This window comes from Bacillus sp. PK6-16 (assembly GCF_056530295.1).
In genome coordinates, this window is the sequence record NZ_CP096511.1 from 375,493 (window position 1) to 400,244 (window position 24,752).

The window sequence follows — 24,752 nt, forward strand, 5'->3', positions numbered from 1 at the left end:
AAGGTATTATGGGGATATTTTTATTGATTTAGATGGATTTTATTGCTATTATTATGAGAAGAAAATGAAGTGTTTTCTATAATCATGCGCCCATAGCTCAGTCGGATAGAGCGGTGGTTTCCGGTACCACGTCTGCCGGGGGTTCGAATCCCTCTGGGCGCGTCAAAAAGTCCTAACTTACGTTTTGTAGGTTAGGACTTTTTTATTTATCTCATTATTTGAGGGTTAAACAAAATAAACTGATGGAAGTCTCATTTTATATGTGTACTTTCAAAATGCCTTGTCTCATTGCTTCTGTTAAAGCTTCGGAGCGTGATCCTACTTTTAATTTTTTGAAGATTTTTGTTAGGTTGTATTCTACAGCTCTTGAACTCATGTACAGTTCATCAGCAATTTGTTTATTGCTACTTCCTTTAGAGACGGATTCTAAGATTTCTAATTCTTTTTGTGTAAGAAGAGCGGTTTTATTTTCAAGTTGTTGAGTCGTTATATCGTCTGTACGTAGTTGACGTAATAACGAAATAGGAAGTAAAGTATATCCGTTTACAGCTGCACGAATTGCCATTAATAGCTCTTGCTGAGAAGCTGATTTACTAATAATTCCGCTGATACCAGAGTTTATTAATAAATTGAATTGGGATACGTATTCAAAACCTGTATATAAAATGATTTTTGCATCTGTTTGAATATGTAATATTTTCTGGGCGAGTTCAATACCACTACAATTGGGCATATTCATGTCCAAGAGGTATACGTCAAAAGGTGTAGCATCACTTTTTATAAGTGCTTCCTGTTCATTTAAAATATATTCTGCTTGCATATCTTCTTCTAATTCAATCATGCTCTTTGTTCCTTCGCCTACAATTTGATGATCATCTACAATTAATACTCGAATCATTATTTACCACCTCGGAACTGTAATGTTTATTTGAAGTCCTTTTTTAGCTTCGGATACTATATGTATTTCTCCACCAATTGATTGAAGCCTTCCTTTTATACCGGAAAGCCCCATATGCTGCTTAGGAGAGTGGGGAGTGTCTATATTAAAACCTTTGCCGTTGTCTCGGTAGTCTAGGAAAATACAGTTATTCTCTTCCCATAAAAAAATCGATACGATGGTTGCCTCGGAATGTTTATCTGCGTTAGTTAGTAGTTCTTGAATGATACGATATAAAGATAAAATTTTGTCAAAATCGTAATGATGTTCTTGAATTGATTCATGATCAAATTGAATTTGAAACTGCACGCGTAATTGTGTTTGGGCTAGCAATTCTCTTAATGCACCAATTAAACCAGCATCTGATAAAAGTGATGGACGCAATTCATTACATGTGTCGCGAATTTGTTGTATTACATCGTGCATACCGAAGGGATTTTTTTTAGTTCATTTTTTAATTCTAGTGGAACGGATTTGTTTTTTAGTAAAGAGTCTAGTTTGCGGTACCATACGATTTGATCTTGTAATGCAGAGTCGTGTAAATCTGAAGCGAGTCGGCGCCTTTCTTGTTCAGAAATTTGAAAGAGTAGGCGTGATAAGCTTGCAGAATTTGTTTTGGATTCTAAACTCTCCTGCTCTAGAGAATGAATAATTTCATTAATGGTATACAAGTTTTCGTAAATAAGACGGACGTATGTCGTGACAGTGATGAACCATGATTTTTCATGCGTATTATATTTAATATTATTCACTTTTCTTCCAATCCAGATGTAGTGTTTTATATGTTTAGTAGAGTATAAGTAAATGCCGATGCATCCATCATCCTCTAATAAATCATTAATTAGTAATGCTGCCATACTCCATTTTTTCTTTTTAGAAAGTGTGAAATCTTTCGTTTGTCCATACCCGTTGCATTGTGTATATGTGTTGTCTTTCATATCATATTGAACAAATTGAACAAAAGAAGGTTTCAACATCGAAACGATTTCATTAGTGAATTTTTTCTCTAACTCTTCTGTTTTCATAATAGATGATAGCTGTGCGGTAAACTGTTCAATGTTTACGTATAAGTTTGTTTTAGTCCGAAAGAGGTGATTACGGAATGTAAAATCTAATCTTTCTTTTAATATGAGAAATAGAATGTTTAACGGGAAAATAATAATAAAACTTTGCAGCAGTCGAGAGAGAAAATTGTCTTTGTCATAAATGCTCCAGCTCGTAATGATTGCAATTAATAGAGTTGGGATTAGTGACAGAAATGCGTAATATCGTAAACGATCAAATACAAAATCTATATCAAAAATCTGCTTAGTCGCTACTAAATAAAAATAACCGATTGGAAGAGCGATTAGGAACATAGCTCCAATATCTGCTGAGAGAATCGGTGTACTGAATATTGCATCTGGAAGAGCATAGAGTGTAACGAACGGAAAGAAGGCAATGGAATGGATCGTGAGCATTAATTTTAAAAATGGTTTATGTACTGTATTGTGATATTTGATATAGGCACGGATTAAAAAGTATATGCAAAAGATAATATTTATTGAAAGGTAAATTAGTTCTAATCCATCGGTATTAACTACGGGAAATGGAATGAACATCATTAAAATAGAGAGTGATAGTAAAATGATGCCAATTGCAATGTCGATTTTTAGAAATCTCATAGAAATGACGTATAGTTGTTTTTTCTTGAATAATTCATTCAATAATAAAATGAGAGACATAGGTGTACCTTGAAATACAATACTTAAAATAATGAGGGCGATAAAATCACCTTTACCAGATTCAACTGCAATTAGAAGACTTGAGGAAGTCATGAATAGAAACGTGATCAAAAAGAATGTTTCTCGGTTCAAAGGCTTCTTGGTATAAAGAAAAATAGATAACCCTAAACAAATAAAAGCGAGTAGGAAGGGGAAGTATACAGAAATGATTTTGTCACGATAATCAATGAAATGTTCTGTTCCTTTATAAGTTTGAGTAATATCGTCTTTTTTAACTTGTATTTCAGATGCAGTTAGTGATTGGTTTTGATATCCAGGAAGTATTCCTAAATGAGGTTTCTCTTTATTAATTGAATAGATTATATCTCCTTCTTTTAAGTCTGTATGAAAAGCCCAACCGGAGGAATTAATTTTTGCTATTGTGTATGTAGCTGAGTCTGTTTTAGAAATAAGAACGCCGCTATATGGTTGGTTTATTTTATATAAGATATAGCCTTGTAAACAAAAATACAGGATAGTTACACATGAAATGAAAACGAAGTTACGTTGTATCTGCAACGGTTTGGACACCTCTCTTTGTAGGTACATCATTTAATTTCTGAATATTTTTATAATAACATTTAAGAAGTTTTCATACAATCAACTTCATCTGTTGAAATTGCGGTGAACCACATAAGAGTGGTTCGCTTTTTTTACGGTAAATACAGTACGGATTGCGGGCAATAGCATCAGAAAGAAGTCTATGATAAAGATACAACTTAACAAGTCAATGAAGGAGGAAATAGTTATGAAAAAGTTTTTGTTGATGGTAGGCGGGATTGTATTAGGAATGGCGGTTATTTATTTCGTAAAAAGCTAAAAGGAGCTGTTATGGATGGCATTTGAAATTCAAGGATTAAATAAAACATTTGGTGAATATAAAGCCGTTAATGATTTAAATATACGTGTAGAAGAAGGTGGAATTTTAGGGATGCTGGGCCGAAATGGTGCTGGTAAGACGACAACGATTCGTATGATCTTAGATTTAATCAAACCGGATAGCGGCCAAATTCTATGGAATAATCGCCCTTTTTCAAAGAAAGACCTATCTATTGGCTATTTACCAGAAGAGCGTGGATTATACCCGAAAATGAATGTAGTGGAGCAATTGGTGTATTTCGGCAAGTTAGAAGGAATGCCAGCTAATCTTGCAAAAAGGCATGTGTTACAATGGCTAGAAAAATTAGAAATGACACCACATTTAAAGAAGAAAACAGAGGAATTGTCAAAGGGAAATCAACAAAAAATCCAATTGATTTCAGCGATATTGCATAATCCGGAATTCATCATACTAGATGAACCATTTAGTGGATTGGATCCTGTAAATGCAGAGATGTTAAAAAATGTTGTGCTCGAGTTAATTGCGCAAAGAAAAACGATTATTTTTTGTAGTCATCAAATGGACAGTGTAGAAACGTTCTGTGAGGAAATTTGTATTATGAAAAACGGTCAACTTGTATTATCGGGTGCCTTGTCAGATATTAAGAAAAGTTATCAATATAAATATATGACGTTGCAAACGGAAGGGGATATTGAACCTATTCTTAAGGAGAAGAATTTCAATTTTGAAAAAGTTAATCGTACGTTCATGATTAAAGTTAATGATGGAGAGGATGCATTTTCGCTGCTTGAAGATATTAAAACTAAACAATATATCCGAGATGTTTCTATTAAAGAACCTTCTTTACATCAAATCTTTGTTGAAAAGGCGGGTGCATAAGTAATGAGGAATTTCTGGATTGTTTTAGGGCAAACGTACTGGGACCGTGTGAGAACGAAAATATTTATTGGGATGACATTGCTATTAATAGGAGGAGGGATATTCTTATTCTCTTTTCCAACTTTAGTACAAAAGTTTTCTGGAGAGAAAGAAAAAGCAAAGGTTGTATTTATTTCTGAAGTACCTAATGTTACGGTGGATCAATCTAATCTTAGTAAAGCTCTTCCAGAATGGGATTGGTCTTTGGGAGATAAAACAAAATTAAATCAATATAAGCAAGAATTGTTAGATAAGAAAGTCGAAGCGCTCTTTATATTAAAAGAGGGTGCGGGTGCTGAACCAGTATTAGATTACTTTATGAAGCTAGATAATCCTAAGTTGATTCAAAGTGCACAGGTATTTGTACAAAATCAGTATTTTCAAAGTGCGGTAGTTAAGCAGCAGTTATCAGAAGAGGCTGTGAAATCACTGACGATGAACGTGCAAGCGACAAAACAAAACTTAAATAATGAAGAAACAAGTTCATTTTTACTAGTATATTTATTAGTAGCGATTATGTACTTAGCAATCACTTCATATGGAAATGCTATCGCGACAGCAGTTGCATCAGAGAAAGCCTCACGTGTTATGGAAGTGATGGTCACAAAAGTATCTCCTGTCCATATGGTTTTCGGGAAAATTTTAGGAGTCGGTCTTGCTAGTTTGACACAGTTATTTATCTTCTTCTTTAGTATGGCGCTATATATTAAATCTGGAATTTTTAAAGTATCGGATTCGTTTTTTGGAGTGAATATTGATGTAAATATGATTACAGGTGAGCACGCTGCATATTTCTTGTTATATTTTGTTCTCGGTTACTTCGTTTATGCGGCACTTTTCGCAGTGTTTGGTTCTATGGTAAGCAGGCCAGAAGAATTATCTGGAACAACGATGCCAATTACTCTTATATTGATGGGGAGCTTAGTGGTGGAGTTATTAGTAGTACTTGATAACCCTGAAGGGCTAGTATCAAGGGTGACATCATATGTACCGTTTACAGCTCCAATTAGTATGATAGTTAGGATTATTAATGGGTCTGTGAGTGGTATGGAAATTGCAGCGTCTATATTGGTTCTGTTAAGTAGTATTAGCCTGATTTCTTTATTTGCTGCGAAAGTATATCCAAAGGGTATTTTGCGAAGCGGTAAGAGCTTGAAGTTATTTCAACTTTTGAAAAATAGTTGATTAGTGGAAGAGAAGATGGGATCTTCTCTTTTTTTTATTGCTCATTTTAATATCTTGTATTAATATTTACTATTAGTACTTAGTGTTAAAAAATAAATATTATTATTTTCTTTCAATATTATTCAAATTTCGGTTGTAAGTTGTAAATCTCATTAATACATATAAATTAATAATATTTTGGAATGGGTGTCTGCGTGAGGATTCTCCTTTTACCAAACTTATTGTACAATAGAAACAAGGGGGAGATTAGTTTGAAGGCAAGTCTTTTACAAGAACAAAGCTTACGTTTGGCAATGACACAAGAGTTAAGGCAAGCGATTACAATGCTCCAGTATAATGTACAAGAATTATCGGAGTTTTTGTATGAGCAATCGTTAGAGAATCCCCTTATTGAGTTAGGTGGTTTTGAGAGGGAGAAGAAAAAGAGCTCTAACAACAGTAAAAGTACCAGCAAACAAGTCGAGAATCAGATGGAGATCTACAGTGTGGATTCTACAACGATTCAGCAACATTTATTAAATCAAATACAGTATTATAAAATAGATGAAGAAGAGCGAAAAGTAGCTTCTTTCATTATTATGAACATGGATGGAAATGGATATTTACAAGAAACGAATGAAGAGTTAGCAGAGCTCCTTTCTGCACAGATTCATGTAGTCGACCGCTCTGTAGAGCTTGTCCAATCACTGGAACCAGCAGGGGTAGGGGCGCGTAATATTCAGGAATGTTTAACTTTACAATTGAAGCGCTTACAAAGACGTAATGGATTAGCAGAAGAGGTTGTAGAAGATCATTTCGCTTATTTCGTGAAGAAAGATTGGCGAAAGCTTGTTCAAGTGTTGAAGTGTAGTAATGAGGAATTGCAGAGTGCGGTAAATTGTATAACGTCATTACAACCAAAACCAGGTCTTGCGTTTTCTTCAGATAAACCACTTTACATTGTACCTGATATGGCGGTGAAAAAAGATGGCGATCGCCTCGTCTTACAAATGAACGAGAGAAATATGCCGAGAATTGAAATTCATTCTGAATATAGTGCGCTTCTTAATAATAGTGAAAGTGAAGTAGCATCTTACGTATCAGAAAAGTATCAGCATGTGCAGTGGATTATGCGCAGTTTGAAGCAGAGAAAACAGACGCTGCTGCAAGTAATGACTATTATTATGGAAAAACAACGTGATTTCTTCTGGAAAGGTCCAGAGTATTTAAGACCTCTCGCTTTAAAAGAGGTAGCGGAAGAGTTAAGTGTGCATGAATCGACAATTAGTCGTGCGACGCGAAATAAATATGTTCAAACACCACACGGTTTATTTGAGATGAAATCGTTCTTTAGCAATGCCGTTTCGACGACTGAAGATGAAGCAGTTTCTACAAAACGTGTAAAACAATTTATTCAAACGCTAATTGGGGCAGAGGATAAGAAAAAGCCACTTTCAGATCAAAAGATTTCAAAATTATTAGAAGAAGAGCATGAAATTGTTATTTCTCGAAGAACGGTGGCGAAGTATAGAGAACAAATGCATATCCCAGCTTCGTCATTACGAAAAACGATCGGATAGGTGAAGAAGATGAAAGTTGTACTGTATACTAAAAAAGATTGTGGCCTTTGCGTGAAGGCAAAACAAGTTTTACAGGAAGTACAATGTGAATATTCTTTTCAAATCGAGGAAATAGATATATATGAAGATAATGACCTTTTAGAAAAATATCACTTAATGATTCCGGTTGTAGAAATGGACGGAAAACAAGTAGAATATGGTAACATTCACAAAGGTGTCATAATAAACTATATAAAGAATGCAGTTAAGAGTTGAATAAGTTTCTATCTCCTGTTACAATAATACACGTAGCAGGGATTATTTTTTTAACCTATGTGGGACACAAAATGTCACTACGGGACGTAAAGTGACCACGAGGGAAAATGAACCGATGTAGTGAGGAGAAAAGATATGCGCTCATGGATTCAGAACACAAAAAAATTATTACCTGATCTGCTACCTGTTATGCAAACGAGAATGCAAATTCTTCAATACATTAGGCTCATGCAGCCGATTGGAAGAAGAAACTTATCAGCAAGTCTCGGTATGACAGAACGAGTATTGCGAAGTGAAGTTCAAGTTTTGAAAGAACAAAACTTAGTTCACGTCGCTTCTTCTGGAATGACTTTGACAGAAGAAGGAACAGCTTTAGTTCTTGCTTTGGAAGACTTTATGAAAGAAATTTCCGGGTTAAAGGTTTTAGAAAAGCAACTTAAGGAAACATTAGACTTGGATGAAGTTTTCGTTGTCCCTGGTGATAGTGATGAATCACCTTGGGTCAAACTGGAGATGGGCCGTGCTTGTGTGACTTGTATAAAAGACCGTCTGACAGCGAATAATATCGTTGCTGTGGCTGGAGGAACTACGCTAGCTGCTGCTGCGGACATGATGCAACTTGATTGCAAAGATTTACATATGCTATTTGTCCCAGCACGTGGTGGAATTGGAGAAGGCGTCGAGTTAGAAGCCAATACCATTTGTGCCAAGATGGCGCAAAATACGATGAGTAATTATCGCTTATTGTATGTTCCAGATCATGTTAGCAGCGAAGCATATGCGTCTATTGTGACAGAGCCTTCCGTGAAAGAAGTTCTTGAGTTGATTCGATCTTCCAATATCGTCATTCATGGAATAGGTGATGCGTTAACAATGGCACGTCGCAGAAGTACTTCAGAAGCAGATTGGTTAAAGATTCAGGCAAGCGAAGCAGTTGGCGAAGCTTTCGGTTACTACTTTAATGAAGAAGGAAATGTTGTTCATAAAGTAAGAACAGTTGGTATGCAACTAGAGGATTTACAAAATGTATCTCACGTTGTTGCAGTCGCTGGAGGTTCTTCAAAGGCAAAAGCAATACAGGCTGTAATTAAACAAGGGCACACTTCAATTCTAATTACAGATGAAGGTGCAGCAAAACAGTTAACAAAGGGTTTTACCCTTTAATATAATCCCCCAAGGAGGAAATTCAAATGACTAAAATTGGTATTAATGGATTTGGACGTATCGGACGTAACGTATTCCGCGCAGCTCTTAACAACTCTGAGGTAGAAGTAGTAGCAATCAATGACTTAACAGATGCTAAAACATTAGCTCACCTTTTAAAATATGACACAGTTCACGGAACTTTAAATGCAGAAGTATCTGCTAACGAAAACAGCATCGTTGTTAACGGTAAAGAAATTAAAGTTATCGCTGAGCGTGACCCAGCTCAATTACCATGGAGCGACTACGGAGTAGAAGTAGTAGTAGAATCTACTGGCCGTTTCACTAAAAAATCAGACGCTGAGAAACACTTAGGTGGATCAGTTAAGAAAGTTATCATCTCAGCTCCAGCTTCTGACGAAGATATCACTGTAGTTATGGGTGTTAACCACGAACAATACGATGCAGCTAACCACAACGTAGTATCTAACGCTTCTTGTACTACAAACTGTCTAGCTCCATTCGCTAAAGTATTAAACGAAAAATTCGGCGTAAAACGCGGAATGATGACAACAATTCACTCTTACACTAACGACCAACAAATCTTAGACTTACCACACAAAGATTTACGTCGTGCTCGTGCAGCAGCTGAAAACATGATCCCAACATCTACTGGTGCAGCTAAAGCTGTAGCATTAGTATTACCAGAACTTAAAGGTAAATTAAACGGTGGCGCTGTACGTGTTCCAACTGCTAACGTTTCTCTAGTTGACCTAGTTGTTGAACTTGACAAAGAAGTAACAGTTGAAGAAGTAAATGCAGCATTCAAAGCAGCAGCTGAAGGCGAATTAAAAGGTATCCTTGGATACAGCGAAGAGCCATTAGTATCTATCGACTATAACGGATGTACAGCTTCTTCTACAATCGATGCATTATCTACAATGGTAATGGAAGGTAACATGGTTAAAGTACTTTCTTGGTACGATAACGAAACTGGTTACTCTAACCGCGTAGTAGACTTAGCAGCTTACATGACTTCAAAAGGTCTTTAATTCTTAATTATATAAGTTATCAATGACAAAACGAGGGAGAGGGTTTGTTCCCTCTCTCTCTTCTTTCGTTTTAAAAGCAAATGTGTTAAGCTTTTGAGTGGGTTTTGTCAATCCTAACTAGTAGTCGGAGGGAAATCCAATGAACAAAAAATCAATTCGTGACGTAGATTTAAAAGGTAAGCGTGTATTTTGCCGCGTTGATTTCAACGTACCTATGAAAGAAGGCAAAATTACAGATGAAACTCGTATCCGTGCAGCTCTTCCTACAATTCAATATTTAGTAGAGCAAGGTGCGAAAGTTATTTTAGCAAGTCACTTAGGCCGTCCAAAAGGTCAAGTAGTAGAAGAAATGCGTTTAACTCCAGTAGCAGCACGTTTAGGCGAGCTTCTTGGTAAAGACGTTAAAAAAGCGGACGAAGCATTCGGACCAGTTGCACAAGAAATGGTTGCAGCAATGAACGAAGGCGACGTATTAGTTCTTGAAAACGTACGTTTCTATGCGGGCGAAGAAAAGAACGATGCAGAACTTGCGAAAGAATTTGCAGCACTTGCTGACATCTTCGTAAACGATGCATTTGGTGCAGCTCACCGTGCTCACGCTTCTACAGCAGGTATCGCAGACTACCTACCAGCAGTATCTGGTCTATTAATGGAAAAAGAGTTAGATGTACTTGGTAAAGCACTTTCTAACCCAGAACGTCCATTTACAGCTATTATCGGTGGTGCGAAAGTAAAAGATAAAATCGGTGTAATTCGTCATCTATTAGACAAAGTAGATAACTTAATCATCGGTGGTGGACTTGCTTACACATTCGTTAAAGCTTTAGGTCATGAAATTGGTCTATCTCTATGTGAAGACGACAAGATCGAACTAGCTAAAGAATTTATGCAACTTGCAAAAGAAAAAGGCGTAAACTTCTACATGCCAGTTGATGTTGTAATCACTGAGGAATTCTCTGAAACTGCAACAACTAAAATCGTTGGTATCGACTCTATCCCTTCTAACTGGGAAGGCGTGGACATCGGTCCTAAAACACGTGAAATTTATGCAGATGTAATTAAAAATTCTAAGCTTGTTGTATGGAATGGACCAATGGGTGTATTCGAAATGACTCCATTCGCAGAAGGTACAAAAGCAGTAGGACAAGCATTAGCAGATGCAGAAGATACATACTCTGTTATCGGCGGTGGTGACTCTGCAGCAGCTGTTGAAAAATTCGGTATGGCTGATAAAATGAGCCACATTTCTACTGGCGGCGGTGCGTCATTAGAATTCATGGAAGGTAAAGAGCTTCCAGGTGTAGTTTGTCTTAACGACAAATAAGTAGCAGCCAAAGAAAAAGGACGGTGCAAAGCATGCGTAAACCAATTATCGCAGGTAACTGGAAAATGAATAAAACTCTATCAGAAGCAGTTAGCTTCGTAGAGGAAGTTAAAGGTCAAATCCCAGCAGCTTCAGCTGTTGATGCAGTAGTTTGCTCTCCAGCTCTATTCTTAGAGCGCCTTGTAGCAGCAACTGAAGGAACTGACTTACAAGTAGGTGCACAAAACATGCACTTCGAAAAAAATGGTGCATTCACTGGCGAAATTAGCCCAGTAGCACTTAGCGACTTAAAAGTTGGCTATGTAGTACTTGGCCACTCTGAGCGTCGTGAAATGTTTGCTGAAACAGATGAGTCAGTAAACAAAAAGACTATCGCAGCATTTGAACATGGTTTAACACCAATCGTATGTTGTGGTGAGACTTTAGAAGAGCGCGAAAGCGGAAAAACATTTGATCTAGTAGCAGGTCAAGTGACAAAAGCACTTGCAGGTTTAACAGAAGAGCAAGTTAAAGCAACTGTTATCGCTTATGAGCCAATCTGGGCTATCGGTACAGGTAAATCTTCTTCTTCTGCAGATGCAAACGAAGTATGTGCGCACATCCGTAAAGTTGTTGCAGAAGCTGTTTCTCCAGAAGCTGCAGAAGCTGTTCGTATCCAATACGGCGGTAGCGTAAAACCAGAAAACATTAAAGAGTATATGGCACAATCTGACATCGACGGCGCTTTAGTTGGCGGTGCTAGCTTAGAGCCAGCTTCGTTCTTAGGTCTTCTGGGGGCGGTAAAATGAGAAAGCCAACAGCTTTAATCATTCTTGACGGTTTCGGACTTCGTGAAGAAACTTACGGGAATGCTGTAGCACAAGCTAAGAAACCTAATTTTGATGGTTACTGGAACAAATTCCCTCACACAACGCTTACAGCTTGTGGCGAGGCAGTAGGTCTTCCAGAAGGTCAAATGGGTAACTCTGAGGTTGGTCACTTAAATATCGGTGCTGGCCGCATTGTATATCAAAGCTTAACACGCGTTAACGTTGCAATTCGTGAAGGTGAGTTCGATAAGAACGAAACGTTCCAAAGTGCAATTAAAAGCGTAAAAGAAAAAGGTACTGCACTTCATTTATTCGGTTTACTTTCTGACGGTGGTGTGCACAGTCACATGAATCACATGTTTGCTCTTCTTCGCTTAGCAGCTAAAGAAGGCGTTGAGAAAGTATACATTCATGCATTCTTAGATGGCCGCGATGTTGGACCAAAAACAGCACAAAGCTATATCGATGCAACAAATGAAGTAATTAAAGAAACAGGAGTAGGACAATTCGCGACTATCTCTGGTCGTTATTACTCCATGGACCGTGACAAGCGTTGGGATCGCGTAGAAAAATGTTACCGTGCTATGGTGAATGGTGAAGGCCCTACTTATAAATCAGCAGAAGAGTGTGTAGAAGACTCTTATGCGAACGGTATCTATGATGAATTCGTATTGCCGTCTGTAATTGTTAACGAAGATAACACGCCAGTTGCAACAATCAATGATGATGATGCAGTTATCTTCTATAACTTCCGTCCAGACCGTGCAATTCAAATTGCTCGTGTATTTACAAACGAAGACTTCCGTGAGTTCGATCGTGGTGAAAAAGTACCTCACATTCCAGAATTCGTATGTATGACACACTTCAGTGAAACTGTAGATGGTTACGTGGCATTCAAGCCAATGAACCTTGATAACACTTTAGGTGAAGTTGTTGCGCAAGCGGGATTAAAGCAACTTCGCATCGCGGAAACTGAAAAGTATCCGCACGTTACATTCTTCTTTAGCGGTGGTCGTGAGGCTGAATTCCCAGGAGAAGAGCGTATCTTAATTAACTCACCAAAGGTTGCAACGTATGACTTGAAACCTGAAATGAGCATTTACGAAGTAACGGACGCTTTAGTAAATGAAATCGAAAATGATAAACATGATGTTATCATTCTTAACTTTGCGAACTGTGATATGGTTGGCCATTCTGGGATGATGGAACCAACAATTAAAGCAGTAGAAGCAACTGACGAATGTTTAGGAAAAGTTGTAGAAGCGATTCTTGCAAAAGATGGTGTAGCACTTATTACTGCTGACCATGGTAATGCGGATGAAGAATTAACTTCTGAAGGAGAGCCAATGACAGCTCATACAACTAACCCGGTTCCTTTCATCGTTACTAAGAACGACGTAGAATTACGTGAAGATGGTATCTTAGGAGATATCGCTCCAACAATGCTTACACTTCTTGGTGTTGAGCAACCGAAAGAAATGACAGGTAAAACAATTATTAAATAATTTGCTTATATAAAAAGGAGAGAATTTATTATGCCAACAATTATTGATGTTTATGCTCGCGAAGTCCTTGACTCTCGTGGTAACCCAACTGTAGAAGTAGAAGTTTATACAGAAAGCGGCGCTTTCGGACGCGCTATCGTACCAAGTGGTGCATCTACTGGTGAACACGAAGCAGTAGAATTACGTGACGGTGACAAATCTCGTTACCTTGGTAAAGGTGTTATTAACGCAGTAAACAACGTTAACGAAATTATCGCTCCAGAAATCGAAGGTTTCGATGTAACTGACCAAGCTGGTATCGACCGTGCTATGATCGAATTAGATGGCACTCCAAACAAAGGTAAACTAGGCGCTAACGCGATCCTTGGTGTATCTATGGCAGTAGCTCACGCAGCAGCTGACTTCGTAGGTCTTCCATTATACCGTTACCTTGGTGGATTCAATGCAAAACAATTACCAACTCCAATGATGAACATCATCAACGGTGGTTCTCACGCTGATAACAACGTTGACTTCCAAGAGTTCATGATCTTACCAGTTGGTGCTCCAACATTCAAAGAATCAATCCGTATGGGTGCTGAAGTATTCCATGCACTTAAAGCTGTATTACATGACAAAGGTCTTAATACTGCAGTAGGTGACGAAGGTGGATTCGCTCCAAACCTTGGTTCTAACCGTGAAGCTTTAGAAGTAATCATCGAAGCTATCGAAAAAGCTGGTTACAAAGCTGGCGAGAACGTATTCTTAGGAATGGACGTTGCTTCTTCTGAGTTCTACAACAAAGAAACTGGTAAATATGACCTTGCAGGCGAAGGCCGTACTGGCTTAACTTCTGCAGAAATGGTTGATTTCTATGAAGAGCTTTGCAAAGACTTCCCAATCATCTCTATCGAAGATGGTTTAGACGAAAACGACTGGGATGGTCACAAATTATTAACTGAGCGTATCGGTGATAAAGTACAATTAGTTGGTGACGATTTATTCGTAACTAACACTCAAAAACTTGCTGAAGGTATCGAAAAAGGTATCTCTAACTCAATCTTAATTAAAGTTAACCAAATCGGTACTTTAACTGAGACTTTCGAAGCTATCGAAATGGCTAAACGTGCTGGTTACACAGCAGTTGTATCTCACCGTTCTGGTGAAACTGAAGATGCTACAATCGCTGACATCGCAGTTGCAACTAACGCTGGCCAAATCAAAACTGGTTCTATGAGCCGTACTGACCGTATTGCTAAGTACAACCAATTATTACGTATCGAAGACGAGCTAGGCGAAGTAGCTGTTTACGATGGTGTAAAATCTTTCTATAACATCAAACGATAATTGTAGAAAATAAACGACAGACCGTGAGAAATCACGGTCTGTTTTTTTTATGCTAAAATTGTTCACCCGTCATAAGTGACATGAAATGTTTGAAGAAGCGGTTATAATCAAAATCAATTGCTATTTGATGACTCGGCCAATCAATAAATGGTTTAGATTCTCCTAAAGAGCGAAATTCTCCAATGCTTGCCCCCTGTGCATAAGATTCTGTCATGACAACGATAGGTGATTTGTGATAGGTAAACATAGAGTTATCAAGTAAAGCGAGTATTGGTATTGTGTCATGGAAGGGGCTCCCCTTTAAATGTGGTAGGGCGTCTTTATAATATCCGTAGTAATAATGATCAAATAACGGTTTGACAAGTGGAGCTTTTCCTTTTGCCTCAATGTATTCTGCCATTTCTGGTGTAATGATGGAGTATTGAGTGACGTTTAATGGGTATATGTACATGTTAGCTGTGGATTGAAGGACTATATTAGCGGCAGTAGGATCGCCATAAAAGTTTGCTTCGGAAATAGGGGTAACATTACCAGGATGTAAAAAGGCACCGCCCATTACGTAGTAAGATTTAATTTGTTTCATTAACTGTTTGCACATGATAAACAAAATTGCTAGGGAGGTAAGTCTTCCTAAACTCACAATAATTAATTCATCCTTATACTGTTCAATAAGAGGAATAACTTCAAAAAAATTCTCCATTTCTCCGTTAGTCACATTCACCTTTGGAATAATTGGACCGAGCCCCTGTTTTCCATGTACATCCGTAAAAAACGCAGGTGGGGCACCAGTAAGGGGACGTTCTGAACCACCGAATATCTTGATATTTCTATTCTTTGTTTCGTTATTAAAAAAATGAGCATTTTCTACGGCCATTTTTTTTGGAACATTGCCGTAATCAGCAACGATACCGACGATTTCTACTTCATCGATAAAGAATGCTAAGAGGAGAGCCATCGTATCATCAATCCCAGGATCACAAAAAATGAGAACTTTTTTGGGCATATGTTCACCACCTATCTTGTTTATCCCGTACAAACCAGCTTGGTGAGGGCTAATAATCAATAAGGATGAGGGGAATCTCATGGATTAAAGTTTCACTTTATATATATGTAAGTTTAAGAATAAAAAGATTATTTTATTGAAATAATAGTCTTTTAAATTCAGAAAATAAAAACTTTTTATATTAGGTCAAGGTTTTTGACGTAATTTTCGTTTAGAAATGCAGTCGTATCAAGGTTGTAAGCGTATAACATAGGCTGTTTTTGCTGTCAAGTTGATAAATTGCAGCTTTTTACAATTTATACTATGATAAAGATATTAACAGAAGATCGTATAAACATGAGGGATGATGAACATGAAATTTACAAAGATTCTTGTCCAAATTGCTGCTCTTTACGTGTTTTATATGGTTGGAACTTGGGTGCAAGAAATGTTAAATATTCCGATTCCAGGAAGTTTGATTGGAATGTTCCTCTTACTTGTTTTACTTAGCCTAAAAGTTCTTCCAGTGAAATGGTTCGATTTAGGAGCAGAAACACTCGTTGCTATTATGCCGTTTTTATTAATTCCGCCAACGCTTGGCCTAATGAATTACGGTGCTTTTTTTATGAGTAAAGGAATTTCTCTTTTCATTACAGTTGTAGCGAGTACATTTTTAATTATTATTGTCGCAGGACATACAGGACAATATCTTGCGAATAGGAAGGAAAGAGAGTCGCGATGAGCCAAATATTAATCGGAGTCGGTTGGGTTCTTTTTACGGTGCTATTATATCAATTATCTAAAAAAATCTATAAATTATTTCCAACACCATTCACCATTCCAATGCTTGTAGCAACTGGATTAATGGCTTTCCTATTTATCGTGCTTGATATACCATATCAACATTATATGGAAAGTGGTGGTGGCTGGATTGCAAAGCTACTTGGACCCGGTGTTGTAGCATTTGCAATTCCTCTTTATAAACAACGTCATGTTCTGCAAAAATATGTTGTACCGATTGCTGGTGGCGTATTAGTAGGTACAACAGTTGCAATCGCTAGTGATTTTGCGATTGCTTCACTTATGGGAACGGATAAAAGCTTAATCTTATCGTCTTTACCAAAATCGGTGACAATGCCAGTTGCGATGAGTGTTTCAGAGCAAGTTGGTGGTGTACCTTCCTTAACAGCAGCTTTTGTTGTTATCGCAGGTATTACTGGAACGATTACAGGACCCCTTTTATTAAAATGGAGCCGTGTTACAAACTCAGTTGGTAAAGGTATTGGATTTGGATGTGCTTCTCATATTATGGGTGTTATGAGAGCAATGAAAAATAACGAACATGAAGGTGTTATTGGATCGGTAACAATGACATTAACAGCCATTTTGACATGTTTACTTGGACCGTTATTTGCGATGATGTTTATGTAATAGAAGAAAAGCGAGAGCGCCTCTATAGCTCTCGCTTTTCTATAGAATTTATGCTACAGTTACAATAACTGAATCTTTGTAGGAGGTACGCCAAGTGCATACGTTATTATCAGTTTTACTTATTATTGTATCGATTTTAATGATTGTTATGGTACTTATGCAGTCTAGTAATAGCTCAGGCCTTTCAGGTGCAATTTCAGGCGGTGCAGAGCAATTATTTGGTAAGCAAAAAGCACGTGGGATTGAAGCGGTATTAAACCGCATTACAATTGTTTTAGCTGTATTGTTCTTCGCATTAACAATTGGTGTTACGTACTTGAACTTATAGAATTGAAAGAAGAAGCGTTAGTAAAATGTACTAATGGTTCTTCTTTTTTTGTTTTGCCATTTGAAAGATGTTTCTAATTAGATTATAGAAATATAAATATGGTACACTAAGATATAGAAAGAATACGACTAGATTACAGAAGAGAAAGAGGAGAAGTACATGATGAAATTAGCATCTCCGAAACCATTTACATTTGAGGGTGGAGACCGCGCTGTTTTATTACTACATGGATTCACAGGGAACTCAGCTGATGTACGTATGTTAGGGCGTTTCTTAGAAAAGAAAGGCTACACTTGTCATGCGCCAATTTATAAAGGGCACGGTGTACCACCAGAAGAGCTTGTTCATACAGGTCCTACAGATTGGTGGCAAGATGTAACGGAGGCATATCAGCTTTTAAAAGATAAAGGTTTTGAGAAAATTGCTGTCGTTGGATTGTCACTTGGCGGCGTATTTTCTTTAAAATTGGGTTATACAGTACCGGTTTTAGGTGTAGTACCAATGTGTGCACCTATGTATATTAAGAGCGAAGAAACGATGTACCAAGGTATATTGGCATATGCCCGCGAATATAAAAAACGTGAGCAAAAATCACCAGAACAAATTGAACAAGAAATGTTGGAATTCCAAAAGACACCGATGAATACATTAAAAGCATTACAACAATTAATTGCTGACGTACGTAACAATGTGGATATGATTTATGCGCCAACATTTGTTGTACAAGCACGTCATGACGAAATGATTAATACAGATAGTGCTAACATTATTTATAACGGTGTAGAATCTACGTTAAAAGACATTAAATGGTACGAAGACTCTACGCATGTCATTACACTTGATAAACAACGTGACGAGCTACATGAGGATGTATATAACTTCTTGGAGCAACTAGATTGGTAAGATCTAGTTGCCTCTTTTTTTCATAAGGAATTTTTTGTGAAAACTGTAAAAATCATAAGGGGAGTATTGAAGTTTCACTTTATACATCCCCTATCTTTCGGATACACTAAATAATATAAGGTTTTAAAGGAGGTATTTTTGCTTGGAAGAAATCATACAAGAACATATTGATAAGTTGTTATTATTTATGAGAGAAGAAGCGTATAAACCGCTAACGATACAAGAGTTAGAAGAGGCATTTGGGATTGAAGGTTCTGAGGGCTTTAAAGATTTCGTAAAGGCACTTGTAACGATGGAAGAAAAGGGACTTGTTATTCGTACTCGTAGCAACCGTTACGGTCTTCCTGAAAAGATGAATTTAGTAAGAGGTAAGTTAATTGGACATGCACGTGGTTTTGCATTCGTTGTACCAGATGAGAAGAAAACGGGAGACGATGACCTTTTCATACCGCCTACAGAATTAAACGGTGCGCTTCATGGCGATACAGTATTAGCACGCCTTAGTTCCCAATCGAGTGGTTCGCGTCAAGAAGGTTCAATTGTACGCATTTTAGAACGCGGAACGAAAGAGTTAGTTGGTACATATACAGAATCGAAAAACTTTGGGTTCGTTATACCTGACAATAAGCGCTGGACAAGTGACATTTTCGTATTGAAAAGTGCATCTATGGGCGCTGTAGAAGGTCATAAAGTAGTTGTGAAAATTACGAGCTATCCAGAGAATCGTTTAAGTGCAGAAGGTGAAGTTATTCAAATTCTAGGTCATAAAAATGATCCAGGAGTAGATATTTTATCTGTCATTCATAAACATCACTTGCCTTTAGCGTTCCCTGAAGAAGTGATGGAACATGCCAACAGTGTACCAGAAACGATTTCAGAAGAAGATTTAAAAGATCGCCGTGACTTGCGTGACCAAATGATCGTAACGATTGACGGTGCAGACGCAAAAGATTTAGATGATGCTGTTACAGTAACGAAACTTGAGAACGGTAACTACAAGCTAGGCGTTCACATTGCGGATGTAAGTCATTACGTTCAAGAAGGTTCTCCAATTGATGTAGAAGCAGCGGAAAGAGCGACGAGTGTGTATCTTGTTGACCGTGTAATTCCGATGATTCCACACCGTCTATCTAACGGTATTTGTTCATTAAATCCGAAAGTAGACCGTCTGACATTATCTTGTGAAATGGAAATCAACAACTTAGGTGATGTTGTTAAACACGAGATTTTCCAAAGTGTGATTAAAACGACAGAGCGTATGACTTATGCTGACGTAAGAAGCATTTTAGAAGATGAGGACGAAGAGTTAATTAAGCGTTATGAGCCGCTCGTACCGATGTTTAAAGAGATGGGTCAATTGGCACAAATTTTACGTGAAAAACGTATGCGCCGTGGTGCAATTGACTTTGACTTTAAAGAAGCGAAAGTATTAGTGGATGAAGAAGGAAAACCGACAGACGTTGTCATGCGCGATCGATCTGTATCAGAGAAGTTAATTGAAGAATTTATGCTTGTTGCGAATGAAACAGTAGCAGAGCACTTCCACTGGATGAACGTACCATTCATGTACCGTGTCCATGAAGATCCGAAAGAAGATAAGTTAGAGCGTTTCTTCGAGTTTGTAACGAACTTCGGATATGCGGTAAAAGGACGTGCGAATGAAGTACATCCTCGTGCGCTGCAACAAATTCTTGAAATGGTTCAAGGGCAGCCAGAAGAAGTAGTTATTTCAACAGTAATGCTTCGTTCTATGAAGCAAGCGCGTTACGATGCGGATAGCTTAGGACATTTCGGTTTATCAACTGAGTTCTACACGCATTTCACATCACCAATTCGTCGTTACCCGGATACAATCGTTCATAGATTAATTCGTGAATACATTATTAAGGGTAAAGTCGACAACGAAACGCAAGCAAAATGGCGTGAAAAATTACCTGAGATTGCAGAGCATTCTTCTAATATGGAACGTCGTGCTGTTGAAGCAGAGCGTGAAACAGATGAGATGAAAAAAGCAGAGTATATGGTTGATAAGATCGGTGAAGAGTATGACGGTATGATTAGCTCTGTAACAAACTTCGGTTTATTCGTAGAGCTTCCAAATACAATTGAAGGTCTTGTACACGTTAGTTATTTAACGGATGATTACTACCGTTATGATGAGCAACATTTCGCTATGATCGGAGAACGTACAGGAAACGTATTCCGCATCGGTGACGAAATTACAATTCGCGTTATTAACGTAAACAAAGACGAGCGTGCAATCGACTTTGAAATCGTTGGCATGAAAGGCACACCTCGCCGTAAGTTCAAAGATCGTCCAGTCGTTATCGAGCAGCCAAGAACAGGCAGAAAGAAACGCGGTGGACGTAGCGAGCGCAGTAATGACCGCGGCGGTGAACGTGGCACAGGTAGAAAATTTGACCGTGGTGGTAAAGGAAAAGGAAGAGGATCTGCATCTGCATCCGCTTCTGCTAGCCAGCCGGGAAAAAAAGATGGTAACGGTAAGAAGAAAAAAGCATTCTTCGAAAACGTACCAGGATTCAAGAAGAAAAAGAAAAAGCGTAAGTAAGAAAAGGATGGCTTCGCTTTGATGAAAAGCGAGGCTTTTTCTTTTTTATTGGTGGCTCGAGAGCGAGCCACTTTCGCTTTTTGATGGAATCCAGCTACAGTGGCTAGAATGTTCGGCGGCTTCGCTTCTTCCCGAGAGGCAAAGAGCGCCTCAAGGTCAGAAGCTCCATCCACCTCACATTCTGAGCGAGCCACTTTCGCTTTTTGTATAATCCAGCTACAGTGGCTAGAATCTGTTGGCCATTTCACTCCCTCGGACGAAGCAAAAAGCGCTTCTCTGTCGGGAGTTCCAATGTCCAAAGATTCTAAGCGAGCCACTTTCGCTTTTTGTTTACATTTGTTACAATAGTAAAAATAGAGGAGGGACGTTATATGCCAAAGGGTACAGGTAAGGTTATTGCACAAAATAAAAAAGCATTTCATGATTATTTCATCGAAGAAACATACGAAGCAGGGCTTGTCCTTCAAGGAACGGAAATTAAGTCGATTCGCGCTGGACGCGTAAACTTGAAAGATGCGTTTGCACGTGTACATAATGGTGAAGTATGGGTTCATAATATGCACATTAATACGTACGAACAAGGGAATCGTTTCAACCATGATCCACTTCGTACGAGAAAATTACTTCTGCATAAAAAAGAAATTGATAAACTAGCGGGCGCTGCGAAAGAAACAGGTTACGCATTAGTTCCACTTAGAATTTATTTAAAAAATGGATTTGCAAAGATGGCACTTGGTTTAGCAAAAGGTAAGAAGCAATACGATAAACGTCACGATTTAAAAGAGAAAGAAGCTAAACGTGAAATTGCACGCGCGTTCCGTGATCGCCAAAAGATGTAATACAGATATTTACATTTGTAAAATGGAGCGCGTATGTTATAATAACTTATGTAAGGTTGTTGCACATTGAAAAACAGCTCTTAGTAGCTATCACGATATTTTCTTCGTATGCTCCATTTTTATCATGGGGACGTTACGGATTCGACAGGGATAGTTCGAGCTTAGGTTGCGAGTCGAGGGGATCGGCCTCGTTAAAACGTCAAAGCCTATAATTGGCAAACAAAACAATCTTTCTTTAGCTGCTTAATTGCACTAAAGGTTCCTCCCTCCATCGTCCATGTGGTAGGGTAAGGGACTCAAACTAAGTGGACTACGCCGGAGTTCGCCGTCTGAGGACAAAGGAAGAGAACAACCAGACTAGCAACTTGGAAGCCTGTCGATAGGCCGAAGAGTTCGCGAAATGCTAATATATCGACTACACTCGTAGAAGCTTAAGTGCCGATATTTTTGGACGTGGGTTCGACTCCCACCGTCTCCACCAATACATATTTGGTGGTTTTTTATTTTGTATGATATGAACCATAACTTTGCCAGGTTGGCGAGGTTATGGTTCTTTTTGTTTGTGGTTTTATAGAATGCTGAAGTTGATGGGACGATATCTCTGAAATAGAAAATAAAGAAATGGTTATTGACGATAAGCAGGTAGATAATATAGCTGCTAGTAAACGCCCAATTGTTGAGTTCTTATTATTTTTTCACTTTATTCGAATCTTCATATGTTTTGTGTTTTTATCCATACCTATTGTAAGATTATATAGAGTTCTCCTAATAAACTGTTTTAATGGATTATTTAGGGGTTTTAAATTTATAAATCTTAAATTATTTTTTTGGGATAATTTTTTTATCTAAATAATTTATATTGAAGTAGAGGTGAACCATCGGTGAAGCAGGTGTTGGTGATTAAAAATGAACGGTCTTCAGCAAAGAAAATCGTAAGCGGTTTAACGCAAGAAGGCTACTTCATTTTAAAACTTCACAATGAAAACGAAGGTTTAAATATAATATATGAACAAGATTGGGATATTATCATATTGGATTGGGATTCATTAAGTATATCTGGACCAGAAATTTGCAGACAAATACGACTTGTTAAAACGACACCGATCATTATTGTGACTGACAATATTTCTAGTAAGGATTGCGTAGCAGGGTTACAAGCAGGAGCAGATGATTATATAAGAAAACCATTTGCGAAAGAAGAATTAGTAGCAAGAGTTCAAGCAATTTTAAGGAGAAGTGATTGTAACCAGCAAAAGGAGACAAACTTTTTTCAGTTTAAAGATCTCTTTGTTGATGCATCTAGCAATATTGTGAAAAAAGGTGGCAAAAACCTCTCGCTTACTAAGCGGGAGTACGATTTACTTGTATTTTTAATCAAAAATAAAAACACAATATTGAGCCGTGAAATGCTTTTGAATCAAGTATGGGGATATAATATAGTAGTAAATCCAAATGTAGTAGACTTATATATTGGGTATGTAAGAAAAAAGTTAAAGTGCGAGAAGAAAGAGAGATATATTCAAACGATACACGGCAGAGGCTATTCAATGATTGAATGATAAAATAAGGTAATAGAAAACGAGTAAAACTATTTCATTCAGTTTTACTCGTTTTTTTGTTAAATGTGATAATCAAATAGTTTCTGAGAAATATTAATAGATGAAAACTGTAAAAAGAATATTTCTATCAGGCAATGGATTATGAAAACATTAGCTATTAATGAGCATCTTTTGGGTAGTGTGGAGGGGACGATTCTAGCTCGCATTAGTTGAGAACGGATATACTGAAAGTGTCTACTCGAAAAAAATGGACACGCTCTGAAGAATAAAGGTTAATCAATACGCCCGACTTCACATATTACTTTCTATGCCTGATTTTATGAATTCGCACCATTCACAAGATTTTCACAGAATTAATGACTATACTAATTAACAGGATGTTCAAATGAAAATGATTATCAATAGCGATTCAATTGAATAAAAGTTACCTTCTAATTCAATCTATGGATGTCATCATTTTCGAAATAAATCACACTATAAGGAGTATACATATGAAAAAATCTATGCTTTTAAAATTAGTGAGTATTCTAGCAGTTTTCACTTTAATGTTAGTAGCTTGCTCAGATTCAAGTAAAGAAACTTCGAAGGCTAATAATAAAGATAATGGTAGTGATAAGCCAAAAACGGTTGAAATCACTGATGCTCATGGAACTGTTAAAGTACCTGTAAACCCAAAGAATGTAGTTGCTTTGGATAACAGAACTTTTGAAACTTTATCTGATTGGGGAATTAAATTAGCGGCTGCTCCAAAGGATATCATGCCTGCTGATTCAGCATATAAAAAGGATGAAAAAGTTCAAAATATTGGGAATCACCGTGAACCAAATCTAGAAATTATTGCAGCGGCAAACCCTGACCTTGTAATCGTTGGTCAAAGATTTGCTGACCATTACGAAGAAATCAAAAAATTAGTACCAAATGCAGCAGTTATTGATCTTAATTTTGATGTTTCTGAGAAAGCTACTAAGCCTGGCGAAAACTTAGTAAAAGGACTTAAAGATTCTACAGTTACTTTAGGAAAAATCTTTAATAAAGATAAAGAAGCTAAACAATTAGTAGCTGATTTTGATAAATCTATTGAAAAAGCAAAATCTGCTTATAACGGAAAAGATAAAGTTATGAGTGTTATCGTTACTGGTGGTAATATTGGTTTTGCTGCGCCACATTCTGGTCGTGTTTGGGGACCAATGTATGAAATTTTCGGTTGGACTCCAGCGTTAGAAGTTTCAAATTCTACTGCAGGTCATAAAGGTGATGACGTTTCTGTTGAAGCTATTGCACAAACAAATCCTGATTGGATTTTCGTATTAGATCGTGATGCTGCAACATCTGATGCAGCTAAGTCAACACCTGCTAAGGATGTTATTTCTAAATCACCTGCTCTTCAAAACACAACTGCTGTTTCTAAAAAACAAGTTATTTATGCACCAGAAGATACTTACACAAATGAATCAATTCAAACTTATATAGAGTTATTTGGAAATATGGCAAAAACTTTAGCTAAGTAGTGTAAAGGGGTACGAA

General features: G+C 37.5%; 20 protein-coding genes, 1 tRNA gene, 1 other RNA gene and 1 pseudogene. 20 read left to right on the forward strand and 3 right to left on the reverse strand.

Annotation, left to right across the window (positions count from 1 at the left end):
- Positions 1-86: 86 nt before the first annotated feature.
- Positions 87-162 (forward strand) — tRNA-Arg (locus M1D66_RS01790).
- Positions 163-256: 94 nt separating this feature from the next.
- On the opposite strand, the gene M1D66_RS01795 is transcribed toward M1D66_RS01790, so the two are convergent.
- A complete protein-coding gene (locus M1D66_RS01795) occupies positions 257-898 on the reverse strand; it encodes a response regulator (protein WP_000621765.1) in 642 nt (213 codons plus the stop codon).
- A 3-nt stretch (positions 899-901) separates the two neighbouring features.
- Positions 902-3,252 (reverse strand): annotated as a pseudogene (locus M1D66_RS01800) (sensor histidine kinase).
- A gap of 283 nt (positions 3,253-3,535) precedes the next feature.
- On the opposite strand from M1D66_RS01800, the gene M1D66_RS01805 reads away from it, so the two are divergent.
- The 10 genes from M1D66_RS01805 to eno all read left to right on the forward strand — a co-directional run bounded on the left by M1D66_RS01805 (position 3,536) and on the right by eno (position 14,617).
- Positions 3,536-4,420, forward strand: a complete 885-nt coding sequence (locus M1D66_RS01805; protein WP_242554947.1) for an ABC transporter ATP-binding protein — start codon at positions 3,536-3,538, stop codon at positions 4,418-4,420.
- Positions 4,421-4,423: 3 nt separating this feature from the next.
- Positions 4,424-5,644, forward strand: coding sequence for an ABC transporter permease (locus tag M1D66_RS01810; RefSeq protein ID WP_001243610.1), 1,221 nt, complete (start codon positions 4,424-4,426; stop codon positions 5,642-5,644).
- Positions 5,645-5,895: 251 nt separating this feature from the next.
- A complete protein-coding gene (gene rpoN / locus M1D66_RS01815; protein ID WP_242554948.1) occupies positions 5,896-7,203 on the forward strand; it encodes an RNA polymerase factor sigma-54 in 1,308 nt (435 codons plus the stop codon).
- 9 nt (positions 7,204-7,212) lie between these two features.
- Positions 7,213-7,458, forward strand: a complete 246-nt coding sequence (locus M1D66_RS01820) for a glutaredoxin family protein (RefSeq protein WP_000869730.1) — start codon at positions 7,213-7,215, stop codon at positions 7,456-7,458.
- Between the two features lie 135 nt (positions 7,459-7,593).
- The gene (gene cggR / locus M1D66_RS01825) at positions 7,594-8,622 is read left to right on the forward strand and encodes a gapA transcriptional regulator CggR (RefSeq protein WP_001258185.1); all 1,029 of its coding nucleotides are present in this window, start codon (positions 7,594-7,596) and stop codon (positions 8,620-8,622) included.
- A 26-nt stretch (positions 8,623-8,648) separates the two neighbouring features.
- Complete coding sequence (gene gap / locus M1D66_RS01830) at positions 8,649-9,653, forward strand: type I glyceraldehyde-3-phosphate dehydrogenase (RefSeq protein ID WP_000161236.1); 1,005 nt, start codon at positions 8,649-8,651, stop codon at positions 9,651-9,653.
- Positions 9,654-9,792: 139 nt separating this feature from the next.
- Positions 9,793-10,977: a phosphoglycerate kinase gene (locus tag M1D66_RS01835; protein ID WP_001036350.1), complete on the forward strand. Its 1,185-nt coding sequence runs from the start codon at positions 9,793-9,795 to the stop codon at positions 10,975-10,977.
- Between the two features lie 32 nt (positions 10,978-11,009).
- Positions 11,010-11,765, forward strand: a complete 756-nt coding sequence (tpiA, locus tag M1D66_RS01840) for a triose-phosphate isomerase (protein ID WP_001231038.1) — start codon at positions 11,010-11,012, stop codon at positions 11,763-11,765.
- Positions 11,762-13,291 (forward strand): 2,3-bisphosphoglycerate-independent phosphoglycerate mutase, encoded by a 1,530-nt coding sequence (gene gpmI / locus M1D66_RS01845; RefSeq protein WP_001231152.1) that lies wholly within the window; start codon positions 11,762-11,764, stop codon positions 13,289-13,291. The genes tpiA and gpmI overlap by 4 nt, the downstream gene beginning before the upstream one ends.
- Before the next feature lie 30 nt (positions 13,292-13,321).
- Positions 13,322-14,617, forward strand: a complete 1,296-nt coding sequence (eno, locus tag M1D66_RS01850) for a phosphopyruvate hydratase (protein WP_098582535.1) — start codon at positions 13,322-13,324, stop codon at positions 14,615-14,617.
- A gap of 52 nt (positions 14,618-14,669) precedes the next feature.
- Here the strand turns inward: eno and M1D66_RS01855 are convergent, their stop codons facing one another.
- Positions 14,670-15,620: a nucleoside hydrolase gene (locus tag M1D66_RS01855; RefSeq protein ID WP_001125067.1), complete on the reverse strand. Its 951-nt coding sequence runs from the start codon at positions 15,618-15,620 to the stop codon at positions 14,670-14,672.
- Positions 15,621-15,972: 352 nt separating this feature from the next.
- Here M1D66_RS01855 and M1D66_RS01860 point away from each other — a divergent pair, with 352 nt between their 5' ends.
- From M1D66_RS01860 to M1D66_RS01900, 9 genes are all read left to right on the forward strand, one after another.
- Complete coding sequence (locus tag M1D66_RS01860) at positions 15,973-16,341, forward strand: CidA/LrgA family holin-like protein (protein ID WP_000673222.1); 369 nt, start codon at positions 15,973-15,975, stop codon at positions 16,339-16,341.
- Positions 16,338-17,030, forward strand: coding sequence for an LrgB family protein (locus M1D66_RS01865; protein WP_000078309.1), 693 nt, complete (start codon positions 16,338-16,340; stop codon positions 17,028-17,030). Before M1D66_RS01860 ends, M1D66_RS01865 begins: the two co-directional genes overlap by 4 nt.
- A 94-nt stretch (positions 17,031-17,124) precedes the next feature.
- Positions 17,125-17,358 (forward strand): preprotein translocase subunit SecG, encoded by a 234-nt coding sequence (secG, locus tag M1D66_RS01870; RefSeq protein WP_000557262.1) that lies wholly within the window; start codon positions 17,125-17,127, stop codon positions 17,356-17,358.
- 162 nt (positions 17,359-17,520) lie between these two features.
- Positions 17,521-18,261: a carboxylesterase gene (estA, locus tag M1D66_RS01875; RefSeq protein ID WP_000761986.1), complete on the forward strand. Its 741-nt coding sequence runs from the start codon at positions 17,521-17,523 to the stop codon at positions 18,259-18,261.
- Between the two features lie 187 nt (positions 18,262-18,448).
- Complete coding sequence (gene rnr / locus M1D66_RS01880; protein WP_479831941.1) at positions 18,449-20,830, forward strand: ribonuclease R; 2,382 nt, start codon at positions 18,449-18,451, stop codon at positions 20,828-20,830.
- 371 nt (positions 20,831-21,201) lie between these two features.
- Positions 21,202-21,669 carry an SsrA-binding protein gene (smpB, locus tag M1D66_RS01885; protein WP_001123919.1) on the forward strand — a complete coding sequence of 156 codons (468 nt, stop codon included), beginning with the start codon at positions 21,202-21,204 and terminating at the stop codon, positions 21,667-21,669.
- A gap of 126 nt (positions 21,670-21,795) precedes the next feature.
- Positions 21,796-22,150, forward strand: a transfer-messenger RNA (tmRNA) gene (gene ssrA, locus M1D66_RS01890).
- Between the two features lie 400 nt (positions 22,151-22,550).
- The gene (locus M1D66_RS01895) at positions 22,551-23,228 is read left to right on the forward strand and encodes a response regulator transcription factor (RefSeq protein ID WP_086385565.1); all 678 of its coding nucleotides are present in this window, start codon (positions 22,551-22,553) and stop codon (positions 23,226-23,228) included.
- A 491-nt stretch (positions 23,229-23,719) separates the two neighbouring features.
- On the forward strand, positions 23,720-24,736 hold the full coding sequence (locus tag M1D66_RS01900; protein ID WP_000749447.1) for a siderophore ABC transporter substrate-binding protein: 1,017 nt from the start codon (positions 23,720-23,722) through the stop codon (positions 24,734-24,736).
- Positions 24,737-24,752 lie beyond the last annotated feature (16 nt).